The 16,335-nt window shown below is 73.2% G+C and carries 14 protein-coding genes; 8 read left to right on the forward strand and 6 right to left on the reverse strand.

The genetic code is table 11. From position 1 onward, the window contains the following. Positions 1-5 precede the first annotated feature (5 nt). From WA762_RS00110 to ybaK, 4 genes are all read left to right on the forward strand, one after another. The gene (locus tag WA762_RS00110; RefSeq protein WP_335931576.1) at positions 6-1,607 is read left to right on the forward strand and encodes an oxidoreductase; all 1,602 of its coding nucleotides are present in this window, start codon (positions 6-8) and stop codon (positions 1,605-1,607) included. 304 nt (positions 1,608-1,911) lie between these two features. Then, positions 1,912-2,949, forward strand: coding sequence for a hypothetical protein (locus tag WA762_RS00115; protein ID WP_335931578.1), 1,038 nt, complete (start codon positions 1,912-1,914; stop codon positions 2,947-2,949). A gap of 5 nt (positions 2,950-2,954) precedes the next feature. After that, positions 2,955-3,701, forward strand: a complete 747-nt coding sequence (locus tag WA762_RS00120) for an LON peptidase substrate-binding domain-containing protein (RefSeq protein ID WP_335931580.1) — start codon at positions 2,955-2,957, stop codon at positions 3,699-3,701. A 109-nt stretch (positions 3,702-3,810) separates the two neighbouring features. Next, a complete protein-coding gene (gene ybaK / locus WA762_RS00125) occupies positions 3,811-4,314 on the forward strand; it encodes a Cys-tRNA(Pro) deacylase (RefSeq protein ID WP_335931582.1) in 504 nt (167 codons plus the stop codon). A gap of 99 nt (positions 4,315-4,413) precedes the next feature. Here the strand turns inward: ybaK and cutA are convergent, their stop codons facing one another. The 5 genes from cutA to WA762_RS00150 form a co-directional block, all read right to left on the reverse strand. Beyond that, positions 4,414-4,737: a divalent-cation tolerance protein CutA gene (cutA, locus tag WA762_RS00130; RefSeq protein WP_335931584.1), complete on the reverse strand. Its 324-nt coding sequence runs from the start codon at positions 4,735-4,737 to the stop codon at positions 4,414-4,416. A gap of 80 nt (positions 4,738-4,817) precedes the next feature. Beyond that, complete coding sequence (locus tag WA762_RS00135; RefSeq protein WP_335931586.1) at positions 4,818-5,552, reverse strand: ABC transporter permease; 735 nt, start codon at positions 5,550-5,552, stop codon at positions 4,818-4,820. A 34-nt stretch (positions 5,553-5,586) separates the two neighbouring features. Next, entirely contained in the window at positions 5,587-6,438 is an 852-nt protein-coding gene (locus tag WA762_RS00140) for an ABC transporter permease (RefSeq protein ID WP_335931588.1), read from the reverse strand. A 100-nt stretch (positions 6,439-6,538) separates the two neighbouring features. Then, complete coding sequence (locus WA762_RS00145) at positions 6,539-7,513, reverse strand: ABC transporter ATP-binding protein (RefSeq protein WP_335932254.1); 975 nt, start codon at positions 7,511-7,513, stop codon at positions 6,539-6,541. Between the two features lie 132 nt (positions 7,514-7,645). After that, the gene (locus WA762_RS00150; RefSeq protein ID WP_335931590.1) at positions 7,646-8,959 is read right to left on the reverse strand and encodes an NYN domain-containing protein; all 1,314 of its coding nucleotides are present in this window, start codon (positions 8,957-8,959) and stop codon (positions 7,646-7,648) included. A 223-nt stretch (positions 8,960-9,182) separates the two neighbouring features. Between WA762_RS00150 and WA762_RS00155 the strand changes: the two genes are divergently transcribed. Then, positions 9,183-9,374, forward strand: coding sequence for a hypothetical protein (locus tag WA762_RS00155; protein ID WP_335931592.1), 192 nt, complete (start codon positions 9,183-9,185; stop codon positions 9,372-9,374). A gap of 117 nt (positions 9,375-9,491) precedes the next feature. On the opposite strand, the gene dnaE is transcribed toward WA762_RS00155, so the two are convergent. Beyond that, a complete protein-coding gene (gene dnaE, locus WA762_RS00160; protein WP_335931594.1) occupies positions 9,492-13,031 on the reverse strand; it encodes a DNA polymerase III subunit alpha in 3,540 nt (1,179 codons plus the stop codon). A 222-nt stretch (positions 13,032-13,253) separates the two neighbouring features. Here dnaE and WA762_RS00165 point away from each other — a divergent pair, with 222 nt between their 5' ends. The 3 genes from WA762_RS00165 to WA762_RS00175 all read left to right on the forward strand — a co-directional run bounded on the left by WA762_RS00165 (position 13,254) and on the right by WA762_RS00175 (position 16,229). Then, positions 13,254-14,579, forward strand: coding sequence for a DUF2252 domain-containing protein (locus WA762_RS00165; protein WP_335931596.1), 1,326 nt, complete (start codon positions 13,254-13,256; stop codon positions 14,577-14,579). A gap of 69 nt (positions 14,580-14,648) precedes the next feature. Beyond that, positions 14,649-15,371 (forward strand): hypothetical protein, encoded by a 723-nt coding sequence (locus WA762_RS00170; RefSeq protein ID WP_335932256.1) that lies wholly within the window; start codon positions 14,649-14,651, stop codon positions 15,369-15,371. Positions 15,372-15,413: 42 nt separating this feature from the next. Then, a complete protein-coding gene (locus WA762_RS00175) occupies positions 15,414-16,229 on the forward strand; it encodes a DsbA family protein (RefSeq protein WP_335931598.1) in 816 nt (271 codons plus the stop codon). The last annotated feature ends 106 nt before the right edge of the window (positions 16,230-16,335 follow it).

Consider the following 16,335-nt stretch of genomic DNA (forward strand, 5'->3'; position numbering starts at 1 on the left):
CACCCGTGACCGAACCGCACGACGCCGATTTTCCGGACGGTCTCAGCGCGGCGGAGCTGGGCATGTGGCAGGCGTTCCGGAACGGCAGCACCTACGATCTGCGGGCCCGCGACCCCGCGCGGGACGACCCGTTCGCGCCGGTCCTGTGGGGGCCGGAGCGCAGTGTGGACGGGCGCGTCGTGGCCCGGCTGCTGCTGTCCGGACCGCCGCCGCGGCCCGGGCGGGTCGCGGCGCTGAAGCTCCGCGGGGTGCGGATCACCGGCACGCTGGATCTCGCGGGCGGGCGTGTCGCGCCGTACGTCGAGCTGACCGGCTGCCGCTTCGAGAACGAGGTGGTGTTCCCCGAGTGCCACTTCACCACCCTGCGGATCGTCGGCTGCGCGATGCCCCGGCTGGAGGCGGCCCGGCTGCGGACCGAGGGCGATCTGCATCTGCCGCGCTGCCGGGTCCGCCGCGGGATCCGGCTGACCGACGCCCAGATCGGCAGCGATCTGCTGATCAACCAGGTCGAGATCGGCCCCGACCGGAACGGGCGGGCCCTGGCCGCCGACGGGCTGGCCGTCGCCCAGGACCTCCAGGCGGAGCTGGTGGAGGCGCGCGGCGAGCTGAGCCTGCGCGGGGCGAAGGTCGGCGGTTCGCTCAGTCTGCGCGGCAGCCGGCTGCGCGGCCGGGAGGGGCGGCGGGCGCTGAACGCGCCGCAGCTGACGGTGGAGCGGACGCTGTACATGAGCGAGGCGTGGGTGAGCGTCGACACCGGCAACCAGGGCACCACTCCCCCGTACGGCATCGTCATGGCGCCGACCCCGGCGCGGGGCACGCGTTCGCAGGTCTTCGAGAGCCGGGGCGGGGTGCGGCTGGACGACGGGCGGTTCGGGGACGCGGTCGACCTGCACAAGGCGCGGTTCGTGCTGGCCCGGCACGAGGAGCTGTCGCTGCGCCGGATCGTCGCCCCGGAGCTGCGGTTCAGCGCGGAGCGGCCGGAGGAGGGGCGGGTCGTGCTGAACGGCGCCCGGGTGATCACGCTGATCGACGTGTCGACCAGCTGGCCGGGGCCCGGCGGTCTGGCGATGGGCGGCTTCGTGTACGAGAACCTCGTGCCGTACGGGCACTTCCCGCTGGCCCGCCGCCTGGAGTGGGTGGCGGCGGCGACCCCGGAGTACGTGCCGGAGCCGTACGAGCGCCTGGCGACGGTGCTGCGCAACTGCGGGGAGGACGCGGACGCCCGCGAGGTGCTGCTGGCCAAGCAGCGGCGGCGGCGCGAGACGCTGCCGCTCGCCGCGAAGCTCTGGGGCTTCCTCCAGGACTGGACGGTGGCGTACGGCTACCGGCCGGGGCGGGCCGCGGTGTGGATGGCGGTGCTGTGGGCGGCGGGGACGCTGGCCTTCGCGCGGCACGCCCCGGTCCCGATCAAGGAGGACGAGCACCCGGAGTGGAACCCCGCGCTGTACGCGCTCGACCTGCTGATCCCGGTGATCAACCTGGGGCAGGACGGCTACTGGCGGATGAAGGACGGCTGGCAGTGGGGCTCGGCCGCGATGATCCTGCTGGGCTGGATCCTGGCCACGACGGTGGCGGCCGGTGCCTCCCGGCTGCTGCGGCGCGGATGAGGCCGGGGACGGGCCGGTGGGCGTGCCCGCGCCCGGCCGGTGGCGCGCGCCGCGCCCGTACGCCGTGCCCGTACGCCGCGCCGGGGGCGGACGGCCGGATTCCGGCCACCGGCGGCCGGCGGCGGGTCCCCGGTGGCGGCGCCCGGGGCGGCGGCGCCCGGCACGACACGTCCCGGAGCGGCGGAATCGAGCCAGTTTCCCGCGCTTCCCTTCACTTTCCGTCGACCGCGCCCGACACAACCCGTCCACTCGGCACCAAAGCTTCACAGCAGCTCTCTGGCGCCGTCCCGACCTGCGCTTTTCAATGGTCTGCACCATGTCTCTGCTTCGTGCCCTGTTCCGTGCCGCAGCCACGGCCCGCCGCGCCTCCCCGCAGTCCGCCGGGCTGCCGGCGGACGACGCGGTGCTGCTCGACGCCCCCGACGAGCGACTCTCACCGGCGCTCGTCGCCGCCGCCCTGGGGGACCATCGCCCGGCCGCCGCGCTGCTCGCCGCCACCCGCTCCGGGGCCGAGTGGGAGAACCGCGACCGGTATCTCGGCCGGCTCGTCGCGTTCGCCCGCGGCCGCGACGGCTGGCTGACCGCATGGCTGGCCGCCGCCCCGCGCGACCCGGACGCCCTGCTCGTCAAGGCCGAGCTGGCGGTCCGCAGGGCCTGGGAGTCCCCCGTACGGGCCGAGCGGCTGCGCGAGGTGGCGCCGCTGATCACCGCGGCGGCGGAGAGCGATCCGCGCGACCCGGTGCCGTGGCGGCTCGCGCTCGACCACGCCCGCGGCGCCCACGCGGCGCACACCGCCTTCGAGGCGCTGTGGGAGCAGGCGGTCCGGCGCTCCTCGCACCACTACGGCTGCCATGTCGCGGCCCTGCGCTATCTCTCCGCCGCCTGGTACGGCTCGCACCGGGAGTGCTTCGACTTCGCCGAGCGGGCCGCGGAGGACTCCCTGCCCGGCTCGCTGGTGCGGGCACTGCCCCTGCGGGCGGCGTTCGCCCTGCTGGTCGAGGGGCCGGGGGCCCGGATCACCCCGGTGCAGGAGGAACGGATCGACGCGGCGGCGGATCTGGCGATCGCCCTGTCCGCCTCGTTCGAGCCGGGCGACCCCTGGCCCGCCGAGGTCCGCAACCTGCTGGCGTTCGTGCTGACGGCCCGGGGCCGCTGGGACGCGGCGCTGGAGCAGTTCCGGCGGATCGGCCCGCACGCGGCGTCGTTCCCGTGGTCGTCGGTCTCGGACGATCCGCTGGGCCGGTTCCTCGCCGTGCGGGACGAGACGCGGTCCCGGGTGGCCGGCGGGACGCCCTTGTCGGGCCGGGCCCGCCGGGGCCGGACCCGCGGCCATTACGCTTGACCGCTGTGACCACCGCTCGCCTGCCCCTGTTCCCGCTGAACGTGGTGCTCTTCCCGGGCCTCGTGCTGCCGTTGAACGTCTTCGAGGAGCGATATCGCGCCATGATGCGCGAGCTGCTCAAGACCGACGAGGAGGACCCCCGCCGCTTCGCGGTGGTGGCGATCCGCGACGGCCACGAGATCGCCCCGACCGCCCTCGGGATGCCGGACTCGGCGCCCGCCCCCACCGCCGGGCGCGGTCCCGCGGACGGCTTCGGCCCCGACCCGATGCGGGCCTTCCACCCGGTGGGCTGCGTCGCCGACGCCGCGAAGATCCGGGAACGGCCGGACGGCACCTTCGAGGTCCTGGCCACCGGCACCACCCGGGTCGAGCTGCTCTCCGTCGACGCGAGCGGCCCCTTTCTCACGGCGGAGGTCCGGGAGCTCGACGAGGAGCCCGGCGAGGAGGCGGGCGCGCTCGCCGAGGGCGTCCTGCGGGCCTTCCGCGGCTACCAGAAGCGGCTGGCCGGGGCGAGCCGGCGGACCCTGACGACGGGGGCGGACCTGCCCGACGACCCCTCGGTCGTCTCCTACCTGGTCGCGGCGGCGGCCGTGCTCGACATCCCGTCGAAGCAGCGGCTGCTCCAGGCCCCGGACACCGCGTCCCGGCTGCGCGAGGAACTGACGATGCTGCGGGCCGAGACCGCCGTCATCCGTCATCTGCCGTCGCTGCCCGCCGTGGACCTGACGCGCGCCCCGACCCACCCCAACTGACCCGTCGGCCCGGCCGGCGGACCGCCGGGCCCGCGTCACCGACGTACCGACGTGCCCATCCGCAGGCGTACCGACACGCAGGCGTACCGACCCCCGAGGAAGCCGCACCGTGGCGAAGAAGGCGAAGAAGCAGCAGCAGTCCGGCGGAACCCCGGCGACGGTCGCGCTGACCGCCGCCGGGACGGCGTTCGCCGTCCACTCCTACGACCACGATCCGGCGGCGGCCTCGTACGGCGAGGAGGCCGCCGAGGCGCTGGGCGTCTCCCCCGACCGGGTCTTCAAGACCCTGGTCGCGGACGTGGACGGCGCCCTCACCGTCGCGGTGGTGCCGGTGGCCGGCACCCTCGACCTCAAGGCCCTGGCCTCGGCGGTGGGGGGCAAGCGGGCCGCCATGGCCGACCCCGCGGCGGCGGAACGCACCACGGGGTACGTGCGCGGCGGCATCTCGCCGCTGGGCCAGCGCAAGCGGCTGCGCACGGTGCTGGACGCGTCGGCGCGGTCGCACGAGACGATCTGCGTCTCGGCCGGCCGCCGTGGTCTGGAGGTCGAGCTGTCCCCCGCGGACCTGGCCTCGCTGACGGGGGCGGTGTTCGCGGAGATCGGGCGCGTCTGAGGGACGCCCCGGCGTCCGGGACGGCCACCCGTCGGCGGCGCGCCCGGCGTCACGGCGTGCCGGTCCGCCCGGCGTCGCCGTGTGCCGGTCCGCCCGGCGTCAGGGTGCGCCCGTCTCCTCGGCCACCCAGGACAGATACGCCCGGGAGCCGCCGGTGACCGGAAGGGTGATCCACTCCGGGACGTCGTAGTCGTGCCGCCGGGCCACCCACGCCTCCAGTTCCACAAGCCGCTCGACGGTCGTCTTGTACGAGATCCGCCACTCCCGGGCCGTCTCGACGGCCCCGTTCCACCGGTAGACCGCGGTGAACGGCGCGTCGACGTGGGCGCAGGCCGCGAGCCGCCGCTCCACGGCGCCGCGCGCCAGCGCGTTCGCCCGGTCCTCGTCGTCGATGGTCGTCTGCGCGATCACGATCCCGCTCATCACGCGCCCGCCTCCCCTGGTCCCGTTCCGATACGCCTGCTCCCGATCCGTGCGCCCGGCGCGGTCCGTCGGGCATGTCCTCAGGCCGACGGGGGCGGCGGGGTTCCCCCTCCGGCGGGGGCTCCATGGCCGGGCGCGCCGTGGCCCGCGCCCGGGACCGGGCCGCCCGCGGCCCACCCGGGGAAGACGCCCCACTCCGGCTCCGGGTCCCTCGGCCCGAACAGCGCCGTCAGCACCAGATGCGCCGCCATCGCCGCCACCGGCCAGGCCGCCCAGGCCGCCGCCACCGTCCGCAGCTGGAGCGGGGCGTCGAAGACGACGCCCTTGCCGACCGCCCGCGCGTGCGCCACCACGTCCTGCTCCGGCCCGAGCCACACCCCGAGCCGCCAGGCCAGCAGCGAACCGAGCACCCCGCCCACCGCCAGCCCCACCACCAGCGCGATGCCGCCGGTGCGCCGGAACCAGAAGACCAGCGCGGCGGAGAGGAACCCGAAGCCCAGGGCCAGCAGCACGAACGTGCCGTCGGCGCCGATCGCCTCCTCGCCCTCGCTGTCCTTGAGGAAGACGGCCGTGCCGTCGGAGATCAGCGGAACCTTCGGCGCGAGCCACGCCCAGAGGAGCCCGAGCCCGACACCGGAGACGGTCACCAGCACGGCGACGACCACGGCGCGCAGCAGCTCCCGGCCGAGGTCCCCCTCACCGGGCGGGGCCGGCACGGCCCCGGAACCGGATCCCCCGGCTCCGTCCCAGTTGGGCGGAGGCTGCCAGGGGTCGTCGGACGAGGGCCGGTGCGGCGGTGTCAGAGGTGCTGTCACCGTGCCATCGTGCCAGGCGTCCCCGTGCCCCGCCTCATCGGACCGCCGCCCTGCGGTACGCCCAGGTGGCGACGGCCAGCGAGAGCACGCCGACGGCGGCGCAGACGCCCAGATCCAGGGCGACGGCCGCCCAGTCCGGGCGGGCGTCGAAGGAACGCGAGAGCGCCTCGACGCCGTAGGTCGACGGGAGCAGATCACGGGCCCAGTCGATCGGCGCGGGCAGCCGGTCGGCCGGCAGCACGCCGAGCAGCAGCGCCGCCGACATGCCCAGCTGCCCCAGCAGCGTGGCCAGCTCCTGCCGGGGCGCCAGCAGCCCCAGCGCGGCGCCGAGCCCGGAGAGCGCCGCCCCGGACAGTGGGATGACGGCGACGAGCACCCACAGATGGGTGAGCGGAAGTCCGAACAGCACGCTCCCCGCCACGGCCGTGACGATCGTGCCGGGCACGGTGAAGGAGGCGTACGCCCCGGCCGCGCCGAGCACCACCGCGGCGGGCGGCACCGGCAGGGTGGCGTAGTGGTCGAGACCGCCGCCGGCCCGCAGCTGCCCGAAGTACTGGGCGAGCAGGTTGAGCGCCACGAAGGCCACCACCAGGACGCTGGACCCGGCGACGACCGCCCGCGCCTCGGAGCCGCCGTCGACGACCCCGCGCATCAGCACCATGATCCCGATGGACTGGAACGTCGCGACGAAGAGCAGTGGGATGCGGGCCACCCTGGCCCGGGACAGCTGGGCCCGGTAGACGGCCGCGAGCGAGGGGAACAGCCGGGCCCGGGGCGCGAGCGGGACGGCCTGCGCCCCGCCGTCGCCTGCGGCGCGGCCCGTGCCGGAGGGGCGGGCGGACCGGGCCGGGCCGGTCACCGCCTGTGCGGGAACGATGCTCGTCACCTGGCGCTGCTCCTGTCCCCTCGCCGCCCGGCCGCGCGGGCGGGACCGGCCGCCTCGGCCGCTCCCGCCGTCCCCGCGCCGGTCCTGCCTTCGCCGCCGGTCATGCCTTCACCAGTCCCTTGGTCGCGTCCCCGCCCAGCGCCAGATAGACGTCCTCCAGGCTGGGCGTCGCCAGGGTGAAGTCGTCGAGGGCGGCGAACGCGGCGCCCCCGGTCACGGCGGCGACCGCGGCCCGAGCCTCGTCCGGGCCGAGCCGCAGCACCCAGCGCCGCCCGGACTCCTGCGCGGAGCCGCGCAGCGCGGCCACCTCGGGGACGTCCAGCGGCGCCCGTTCGCGCCACACCAGCTCGACCCGGACCTCGCCGGCGACCCGCTCCTTGAGCCCGTTCGGCGTGTCGCAGGCGATGACCCGGCCGCGGTCGATCACCGCGACCCGGTCGAGGACGGTCTCGGCCTCGATGACGTTGTGCGTGACCAGCAGGACGGTCGCGCCGTGCTCGGCGCGGCGCCGGTCCACGGCGGCCCACACGGCGCGCCGCGCGACGGGGTCCATTCCGGTGGTCGGTTCGTCCAGCACCAGCAGGGGGCGTTCGCCCACCAGCGCGGCGGCGAAGCAGGCGAGCCGCCGCTGTCCGCCGGAGAGCTTCTTCAGCGGGCGCCCGGCGATCCCGGCGAGGCCGAGTTCGTCGAGCACCTCGTCGCGTTCGGCACGGGCCCGGGCCGCCGTGAGGCCGCGCAGCCGTCCGGTGGTCTCGGCGGCCAGTGACACGGTCAGCTCGTCGAGGGCGGTGGACTCCTGCCCGAGGTAGCCGATCAGCCGGGCGGCCCGTTCGGGGTGGCGCACGAGGTCGTGGCCCAGCACGGTGACGCTGCCGGAGTCGGGGCGCATCAGTCCGGTCAGCTGCCGCACCAGGGTGGACTTGCCCGCGCCGTTGGGGCCGAGCAGTCCGAAGATCTCGCCGCGCCGCACGTCCAGGGTGATCCCGTCGCAGGCGCGCACCTCCGGGGTGGCCGGTGCGCCGCGCCGGCCGCGGGCGGCGGGGTAGGTCTTGACCAGGTCACGCACCGCGCACACGGTCCCGGTCGCCGTCTGCGCCTGTGCTGTGCCCGTACTCACGAGGTACGAGAGTACGGGGTCGGGCGGTCCGGATCACGTCCGGGGCCGGGCCGTACGACGCCGGAGCCGCTCCCGCCGGGCGAGGCGGCGTCAGGTCCCGGTCCCGGACGGGCCGGTGCGCTCCGCCGCCGCGGTGCGCTCCGCCGCCGCGGTGTGTCCCGCCGCGGCGCGTACGTCGATCTCGCGCCAGAACCCCGCCCGGATGGCATAGCGGTCGTGCTCGTCGATCTGGTCGTCCTTGTGGGCGAGCAGGCCGAAGCGCGCCGCGTAGCGCAGCAGTTCGCCGTCGATGCGGTGCGGGACGCGCGGGTACAGCGCGGACAGCCTCTGCAGATGGCCGCTCTCGGGCAGCCGTTCCATCCAGCGGCGGGCGAAGACCTGGCCGACCTCGAAGGGGTCGCCGCCGACGGTGGTGATGTCCTCCTCGCGGTCCGCCCAGCGCTGCTCGGCGGAGGTGAGCTGGGCCAGCGTGGGGAGGGACGCGGTGTCGGCGGGTTCGCCGAGCGGCCCGCCGCGGTCGATCCAGCCCTTGTCCGAGGACCAGCGCAGGGTGGCGCCCGAGGCCACGGGCGGCGCGGCCGGCTGGGCGCCGGGGGCGGGGGTGGGGCCGCGCAGGCTGCCCGCCAGGTCCTTCGGGGTGGGGACGCCGCCCTTTCCCCCGGGGGCGGGGCGGTCGGCGGGGGCGTCCGCCCCGGACGGCGGGGCGCCGCCGTCGGCGGCGGCCGCCGCGCGGGCCTCCGACGCCCGTTCCGCCGAGGCGGCCAGGGCCGACTCCGGCAGCGGCGCGGAGAGGATCGCGGCGATCTCCGGGCCGGGCGCGGGCGGCGGGGCGCAGACGCCGCCGGTGTCCTTGGCCTGGACGGCCCGGATGATCCAGCTCCGGTCGAGCACCCGGCGCTCGTCGGCCTCGGCCACCAGGTCCTCGGACTGGTTGTAGTCGCCGTCGGCGGCCTGCACGGCCCACAGGTGGACGGCGACGCCGTGCTCCTTCGCCGACATCAGCCCCGGGAGCAGGTCGCCGTCCCCGGTCACCAGCACCACGTCCGAGCACGCGCGGTTCCTGGCGAGTTCGGTGAGTTCGGCGTGCATCGCGGCGTCGACGCCCTTCTGCGCCCAGCGTCCGTCGCTGCGGGTGAGGGCGCCGAGCCGGACGGTCACCCGGGGCATCACCCGCAGTCTGCGGTGCTCGGGCTGCGGGACGCGGTCGGGGGCGCCGTCGAACCAGTAGATCCGCAGCAGCGGCTGCCGCGTGTCGGCCTCCGCCAGCTCGCGCAGCCCCCGGATCAGGGCCGCGTGGTCGACGGTGATGCGGGAACGGGCGGGTTCTCCGGCCAGCAGGCTCGCGGCCGCGCCCAGCAGGTAACCGGCGTCCACCAGGACGACGCAACGGTCCACGCGTTCCACCCTCTTCCGGGAGTTTCGGGTGCGGTCTTTGCGAAGAGTTTCCTTCGAGTCTGCCCGAACGGACGGGGCTGGACGGCCGGAACTCGATCATCGGCGTGGCGGACCCGGGGAACGGCGCATGATACACCCTCACTACAGTGCGTAATGATCCACAATGCACCATTTATTCGATTATGTGAGTCTGAACGCGGTCCTGGTCCCGAGAGTCCCCAGGAGGAACGCCATGGCCAAGAACAAGAACCGCAAGCAGGGCAGCCAGCAGAACCGCGCCTCGTCGCCGCAGCAGGGCACGGAGGAGGCCAAGCAGGCCGCGTACGAGTCGCAGACGCAGGCGCAGTCGCAAGCGCAGTCGCAGGCCCAGGGCAGCCCTGCCGATGTCGCTCGTAAGCATCAGCGGCGCTTCGGCCACAACTGACCGGCCGTGCCGGTCCGGTGACCGGGCCGGGCGAACGCGAGGGGCGCCCCCGCCGGAGCGGGGGCGCCCCCGTGCGCGTGTCCCGGGCCCGCGGGAGCGCGGAGCCGCGGCCCGGGTTCAGCCGGCCAGGCAGGACGGCCCGAGCAGCACCTTCAGGTCGCCGTAGAGCGCCGGGTCGGGCTTCACCCGGTGCCGGTCGAGCCGGAGCACCGTGGTCGTGCGGGGGCCCTGGAGCCTGATCCGCACCTCGGTGTCGCCCCGGTGGTTGCTCAGCACCTCGCCGAGGCGGCTGACCATGGGCGGGGTGACCTTGACCGTGGGAATGGTCAGGATCACCGGGGCGTTGGTGCCCGCCGCCGAGACGTCGGGGACCTGCATCTCCATCGCGACCAGCCGGGGCACGTCCTCCCGCTTGTCGAGACGGCCCTTGACGAACACGATGGTGTCCTCGACCAGCTGGGTGGAGACCAGCTGGTAGGTGGCCGGGAAGAACATGCACTCGATGGAGCCGGCCAGGTCCTCGACGGTGGCGATCGCCCAGGCGTTGCCCTGCTTGGTCATCTTCCGCTGGAGGCCGGAGATGATGCCGCCGACCGTGACGATGGCGCCGTCCGCGTGCTCGCCGCCGGTCAGCTGGGAGATCGCGGCGTCGGCCTTGTCGGAGAGCACGTGCTCCAGCCCGAAGAGCGGGTGGTCGGAGACGTAGAGCCCGAGCATCTCGCGCTCCTGGGCCAGCAGATACGACTTCTCCCACTCGACGTCGGAGAACTCCACGTCGAGCCCGAAGCCCGGCTCGTCGCTGTCCTCGTCGCCCATGCCGCCGAAGAGGTCGAACTGGCCCTCGGCCTCCTTGCGCTTGACCTGCACCACGTTGTCGATCATCGGTTCGTGGTGGGCGACCAGGCCCTTGCGGGTGTGCCCCATCTCGTCGAAGGCCCCGGCCTTGATCAGCGACTCGACGGTCCGCTTGTTGCAGACCACGGCCTCGACCTTGTCCAGGAAGTCCGGGAAGCTGCTGTACTTCCCCTTCGCCTTGCGGCACCGGATGATCGAGTCGACCACGTTCTGGCCCACGTTGCGCACGGCCGTCAGGCCGAAGAGGATCACGTCGTCGCCCTGGGCCGCGAAGTTCGACAGCGACTCGTTGACGTTGGGCGGCAGCACCTTGATGCCCATGCGGCGGCACTCGTTGAGGTAGACCGCCGACTTGTCCTTGTCGTCCTTGACCGAGGTCAGCAGCGCCGCCATGTACTCGGCGGGGTAGTTCGCCTTGAGGTACGCGGTCCAGTAGGTGACCAGGCCGTACGCGGAGGAGTGCGCCTTGTTGAACGCGTATCCGGCGAACGGGACCAGCACGTCCCAGAGCGCCTGGATCGCCTCGTCCGAGTAGCCCTTCTTCTTGGCGCCGGCCTGGAAGAGGACGAAGTTCTTCTCCAGTTCCTCGGGCTTCTTCTTGCCCATCACGCGGCGCAGGATGTCGGCCTCGCCGAGCGAGTACCCGGCGACGATCTGGGCGGCCTTCTGCACCTGCTCCTGGTAGACGATCAGGCCGTAGGTCAGGCCCAGGGTCTCCTTGAGCGGCTCCTCCAGCTCCGGGTGGATCGGGGTGATCTCCTGGCGGCCGTTCTTGCGCTCGGCGTAGTTCGTGTGCGAGTTCATGCCCATCGGGCCCGGCCGGTACAGGGCCGAGACGGCGGAGATGTCCTCGAAGTTGTCGGGCTGCATCTGACGCAGCAGGGAGCGCATCGGCCCGCCGTCGAACTGGAACACGCCGAGCGTGTCGCCGCGGCAGAGCATGTCGTACGTCTTGGGGTCGTCCAGCGGGAGGCCGAGCAGGTCGAGCTTGACGCCCTTGTTGCTCTCCACCATCTTGACGGCGTCGTCCATGATGGTGAGGTTGCGCAGGCCGAGGAAGTCCATCTTCAGCAGGCCGAGCGACTCGCACTGCGGGTAGTCCCACTGCGTGATGGTGACGCCGTCGGTGTGCCGGACCCAGACCGGGGCGTGGTCGACGATCGGCTCGCTGGACATGATCACGCCGGCGGCGTGCACGCCCATCTGCCGGACCAGGCCCTCCACGCCCCTCGCGGTGTCGATGACCTTCTTCACGTCCGGCTCGTTCTCGTACATCGACCGGATCTCGCCCGCCTCGCTGTAGCGCGGGTGCTTGGGGTTGGTGATGCCGTCGAGGTCGATGCCCTTGCCGAGGACGTCGGCGGGCATGGCCTTGGTGAGCCGGTCGCCCATCGCGTACGGGTAGCCGAGGACGCGCGCGGAGTCCTTGATGGCGTTCTTCGCCTTGATCTTGCCGTACGTGCCGATCATGGCGACCTTGTCGGCGCCGTATTTCTCCGTCACGTACCTGATCACCTCGACGCGCCGACGCTCGTCGAAGTCGATGTCGACGTCGGGCATGGAGACGCGCTCGGGGTTGAGGAACCGTTCGAAGATCAGCCCGTGCTCGATCGGGTCGAGGTCGGTGATGCCCATCGCGTACGCCACGATCGAACCGGCCGCGGAGCCTCGGCCGGGGCCGACCGCGATGCCGTTGTTCTTCGCCCACATGATGAAGTCGGCGACGACGAGGAAGTAGCCCGGGAACCCCATCTGGATGATGACGTCCATCTCGTACTCGGCCTGCTTCTGCCGGTCGTCGGGGACGCCGCCCGGGAAGCGGCGGGCCATGCCGCGGCGGACCTCCTCCTGGAACCAGGTGACCTCGGTGAAGCCGTCCGGGATCTCGAACTTCGGCATCAGGTCGCGCTTCTCGAACATGCCGGTGGTGTCGATCTGCTCGGCGACCAGCAGCGTGTTGCGGCACCCCTCCTGCCAGGCGTCGGAGGAGTCGACGGCGTACATCTCGTCGGTCGTCTTGATGTAGTAGCCGCTGCCGTCGAAGCGGAAGCGGTCCGGGTCCGAGAGGTTCTTGCCGGTCTGGATGCAGAGCAGCGCGTCGTGCGCGGTGGCCTCGTGCGCGTAGGTGTAGTGCGAGTCGTTGGTCACCAGCGGCGGGATGTTCAGCTTCCGGCCGATCTCCAGGAGCCCGTCGCGGACCCGGCGCTCGATGTCGATGCCGTGGTCCATCAGCTCCAGGAAGTACCGGCCCTCGCCGAAGATGTCCTTGTAGTCGGAGGCCGCCTGGAGCGCCTCGTCGAACTGGCCCAGCCGCAGCCGGGTCTGCAGCTCGCCGGAGGGGCAGCCGGTGGAGGCGATGAGCCCCTCGGACCACTGCGCGATGGTCTCCTTGTCCATGCGCGGCCACTTCTGCAGCCAGCCCTCGGCGTACGCATCCGAGGACAGCCGGAAGAGGTTGTGCAGGCCCGTGCTGTTCGACGCCCAGATGGTCTTGTGGGTGTAACCGCCGGAACCCGAGACGTCGTCGCGCTTCTGGTGCGGCTGGCCCCAGAGGACCTTCCGCTTGTGCTTGCGGGACTCCGGGGCGACGTACGCCTCGATCCCGATGATCGGCGTGACACCGGCCTTCTTCGCGGAGTGGAAGAAGTCGTACGCCCCGTGCAGGTTGCCGTGGTCCGTCATCGCGATGTGCGTCATGCCCATCTCGTTGCACGCGTCGAACATGTCCTTGAGCCGCGCGGCACCGTCCAGCAGCGAGTACTGGGTGTGGACGTGAAGGTGCGTGAAGGGCGGCTTGCTCACGGCGGTGGGCCTCCGAAGTGCGGGCGCGGCGCGCAGCGCGTCGATGAGGGGCGGCGGCCGGGCGACGGGCGGGCGTGCTGCGGGTGACGGGTGGGGACAGCGTGGAAGTCTACGTCTCCGGGAGGACGGACGCGGGGCACTCCCGGACGCGGTCGCGCGTTGGAGGTGCTGGGAAAACCGTCCCGCCCGTCCACGCACGTCAGCACCAGGAGGCACTCGGAGATGTCGGAACCGCAGACCGGCACGGCGCAGCGCGGGGAGCAGATCCTGGAGGTCTTCGAGGCCGCCTTCGGGGAGCTGCTGGCGGCCGACCCCGCCGCCTTCCGGATCAAGTTCCGCAGGATGGCCGGCTCGGCCTTCGCCTTCTACCGGGGCACGGCGTGCCTCTTCTACCAGGATCTGGAGCGGGAGCGGCACGGCGGCCCGTACCTGGACGAGCGGACCGGCCGGGTGTGGATCCACGGCGATCTGCACGCGGAGAACTTCGGCACGTACATGGACGCCAACGGCCGCCTGGTCTTCAACGTGAACGACTTCGACGAGGCGTACGTCGGCCCGTTCACCTGGGACCTCAAGCGGTTCGCCGCCTCCGTCGCGCTGATCGGCTACGCGAAGGCGCTGAGCGACGGCCAGATCACCGGGCTGGTCCGAAGCTACGCGGCGGCGTACCGGGAGCGGATCCACGCCCTGGCGACGGGCGCGAAGACCGAGGAGCTGCCCCCGTTCACGCTCGACACGGCCGAGGGCCCGCTGCTGGCCGCGCTGCGCGACGCGCGGTCGCAGACCCGGTTCGCGCTGCTGGACTCGATGACGGAGATCCGGGACTTCGAGCGGCGCTTCGCGCCGGGCGGCGGCTCGGTCGACCTGGACGCGGCGACGCGCTACAAGGTGCTGGACGCGTTCGACGGCTATCTGGAGACGCTCCCGGACTCGAGCCTGAGCCGCCCCGACTCCTACCGGGTCAAGGACGTCGTGGGCCGCCGCGGCATCGGCATCGGTTCGGCCGGGCTGCCCTCGTACAACATCCTGCTGGAGGGCAACAGCGACGCCCTGGAGAACGACGTGGTGATCTACCTCAAGCAGGCGCAGACCCCCGCGGTCTCCCGGCACATCACCGATCCGGCGGTGCGCGGGTACTTCCACCACGAGGGCCACCGCACGGTGATCTCGCAGCGGGCCCTGCAGGCGCACGCCGACCCCTGGCTGGGCTGGACGGAGCTGGACGGCGCGGGGCAGCTGGTCGCGGAGGTCTCGCCGTACGCGGTCGACCTGGACTGGTCCGGCGTCGACGAGCCGGAGGAGATCGCCGCGGTCGTCGCGGACCTGGGCCGGGCCACGGCGACGATGCACGCCGCGGCGGACGACGAGAGCGGGCACTCGCTGGTGCCGTTCTCCACGGAGCGGGCGATCGACGCGGCGATCGCGGCGGACGAGGAGGGCTTCGCCGAGCTGCTGGTGGACTTCGCCCACGGCTACGGGGCGCGGGCCCGCGCCGACCACCGGATCTTCGTGGACCTCTTCCGCAACGGGCGCATTCCGGGCCTGTAGCCCGGCCCCGCCCGCATTCTTCGGCCCTTCGGGGGACGCACACAGGTCGGCATGGCACACTCCTCGACGATGGACATATCCGGGACGCACCTCAGAGTCGTTCGCGCGGCGCTCTTCACGGCGCTCGTCGTGACGCTCTCCACCGCGTCCCATGTGCTGCTCTCCCGGGTGCCGCTGCCGCTGGCCTCCGTCGCGCTGCTGGCCGGAGCGGTCTTCGCCGTGGCGTACGCGCTGGCCGGCCGGGAGCGCGGCTTCGGGGCCATCGCCGGGCTGCTGGTCCCGCTGGAGCTGGCCGCCGACACCTTCTTCACCACCGGCCAGCACCTCTGCTACGGCGCGGCGGGCGGCCCGATCGCGGGGCCGCTGCGCTCGGTCGGGGTCGATCTGCTGTGCGGCGGCGGGAGCGTCGGCCCCGGGGCGGTCCCCGGCGGCGACCTCGCCGCCCCGCTCGTCTCGGTGACCGGCGCGGGGCACACGGCCGCCGCGCTGCTGGCCTCGCCCGGCCCGGCGGTGCCGTGGCTGCTGCTCGCGGCCCATGTGTCGGTCGGGCTGCTGGCCGCGGCCTGGCTCCGGCGCGGCGAGGCCGCGCTGGTCTCCCTGCTGGGCGCGGCCGCCGCCCTGGCCTTCCGGCCGCTGCTGGTCGCGGTCGCCGTGGCGGGCTCCGCCTGCCGGACCGTACGCCTCAAGGTGCGTCCCGCCGGGCGCGGCCCGCACCCGCTGCCGCGCGCCCGCCTCCTCGTGCACTCCGTGGGACGGAGGGGACCGCCGCGCTCGGCCCACGCCATCGCCTGAGCACGTACGTCCCCGAAGAACCCACACCACGGAGAGAACAACATGAGCAAGCGCAACAGCCAGGCCAACAAGGCGGCGGCCCGCGAGCGTCTGCGCGCCGAGCGCGAGCGCCAGGCGAAGCGGGAGAAGACCCGCCGGCAGATGCTGGTCGGCCTCTCGGTCGTCGCGGTGCTGGCGGTCGCCGGCGGCATCGGCTGGGGTGTCATGCAGATGAACAAGCCGTCCCACTGGGAGGCCGCCAAGGACGAGAAGAACGTCAAGGCGCCCAAGAACACCTCGGGCGAGAACGGCACGACCGTCGTCATCGGCAAGTCGACCGCCAAGAAGACGCTGGAGCTGTACGAGGACTCGCGCTGCCCGATCTGCGGCACGTTCGAGCAGGCCATCGGCGAGACGGTGCACAAGGACGTCGACGCCGGCAAGTACAAGATCAGGTACATCGGCGCCACGTTCCTCGACGACGCCACCAACGGCGAGGGCTCGAAGAACGCGCTCAGCGCGCTCGGCGCGGCGCTCGATGTCAGCCCGGAGGCCTTCCTCGACTACAAGTACGCGCTCTACTCCGCCAAGTACCACCCGGAGGAGAACGACGACAAGTTCAAGAAGGACTCCTACCTGATCGAGATCGCGAACACGGTCGACGCCCTGAAGGGCAACAAGGAGTTCCAGAAGAACGTCGAGGACGGCACGTTCGACGCCTGGGCGATGAAGATGTCCGAGACGTTCGACAAGAGCGGCGTGCAGGGCACCCCCACGCTGAAGATGGACGGCAAGAAGATCACCGGCCAGGGCAGCGACAACGCCCCGATGACGGTGGAGGAGTTCAACACCGCGATCGACGCCGCGCTGAAGGGCTGACCCCGGGGACCGGTCCCGCACGGGCGACGGGCCCGGGGCCGGTGACGGGCCGGTCCGGGCGGGAGGCCCCGCCCGGGGGCGGGTGACGGGCGGGCCGGATGAAGAG

Origin of the sequence: Streptomyces tyrfis (assembly GCF_037034285.1) — a bacterium.
GTDB lineage: Bacteria > Actinomycetota > Actinomycetes > Streptomycetales > Streptomycetaceae > Streptomyces.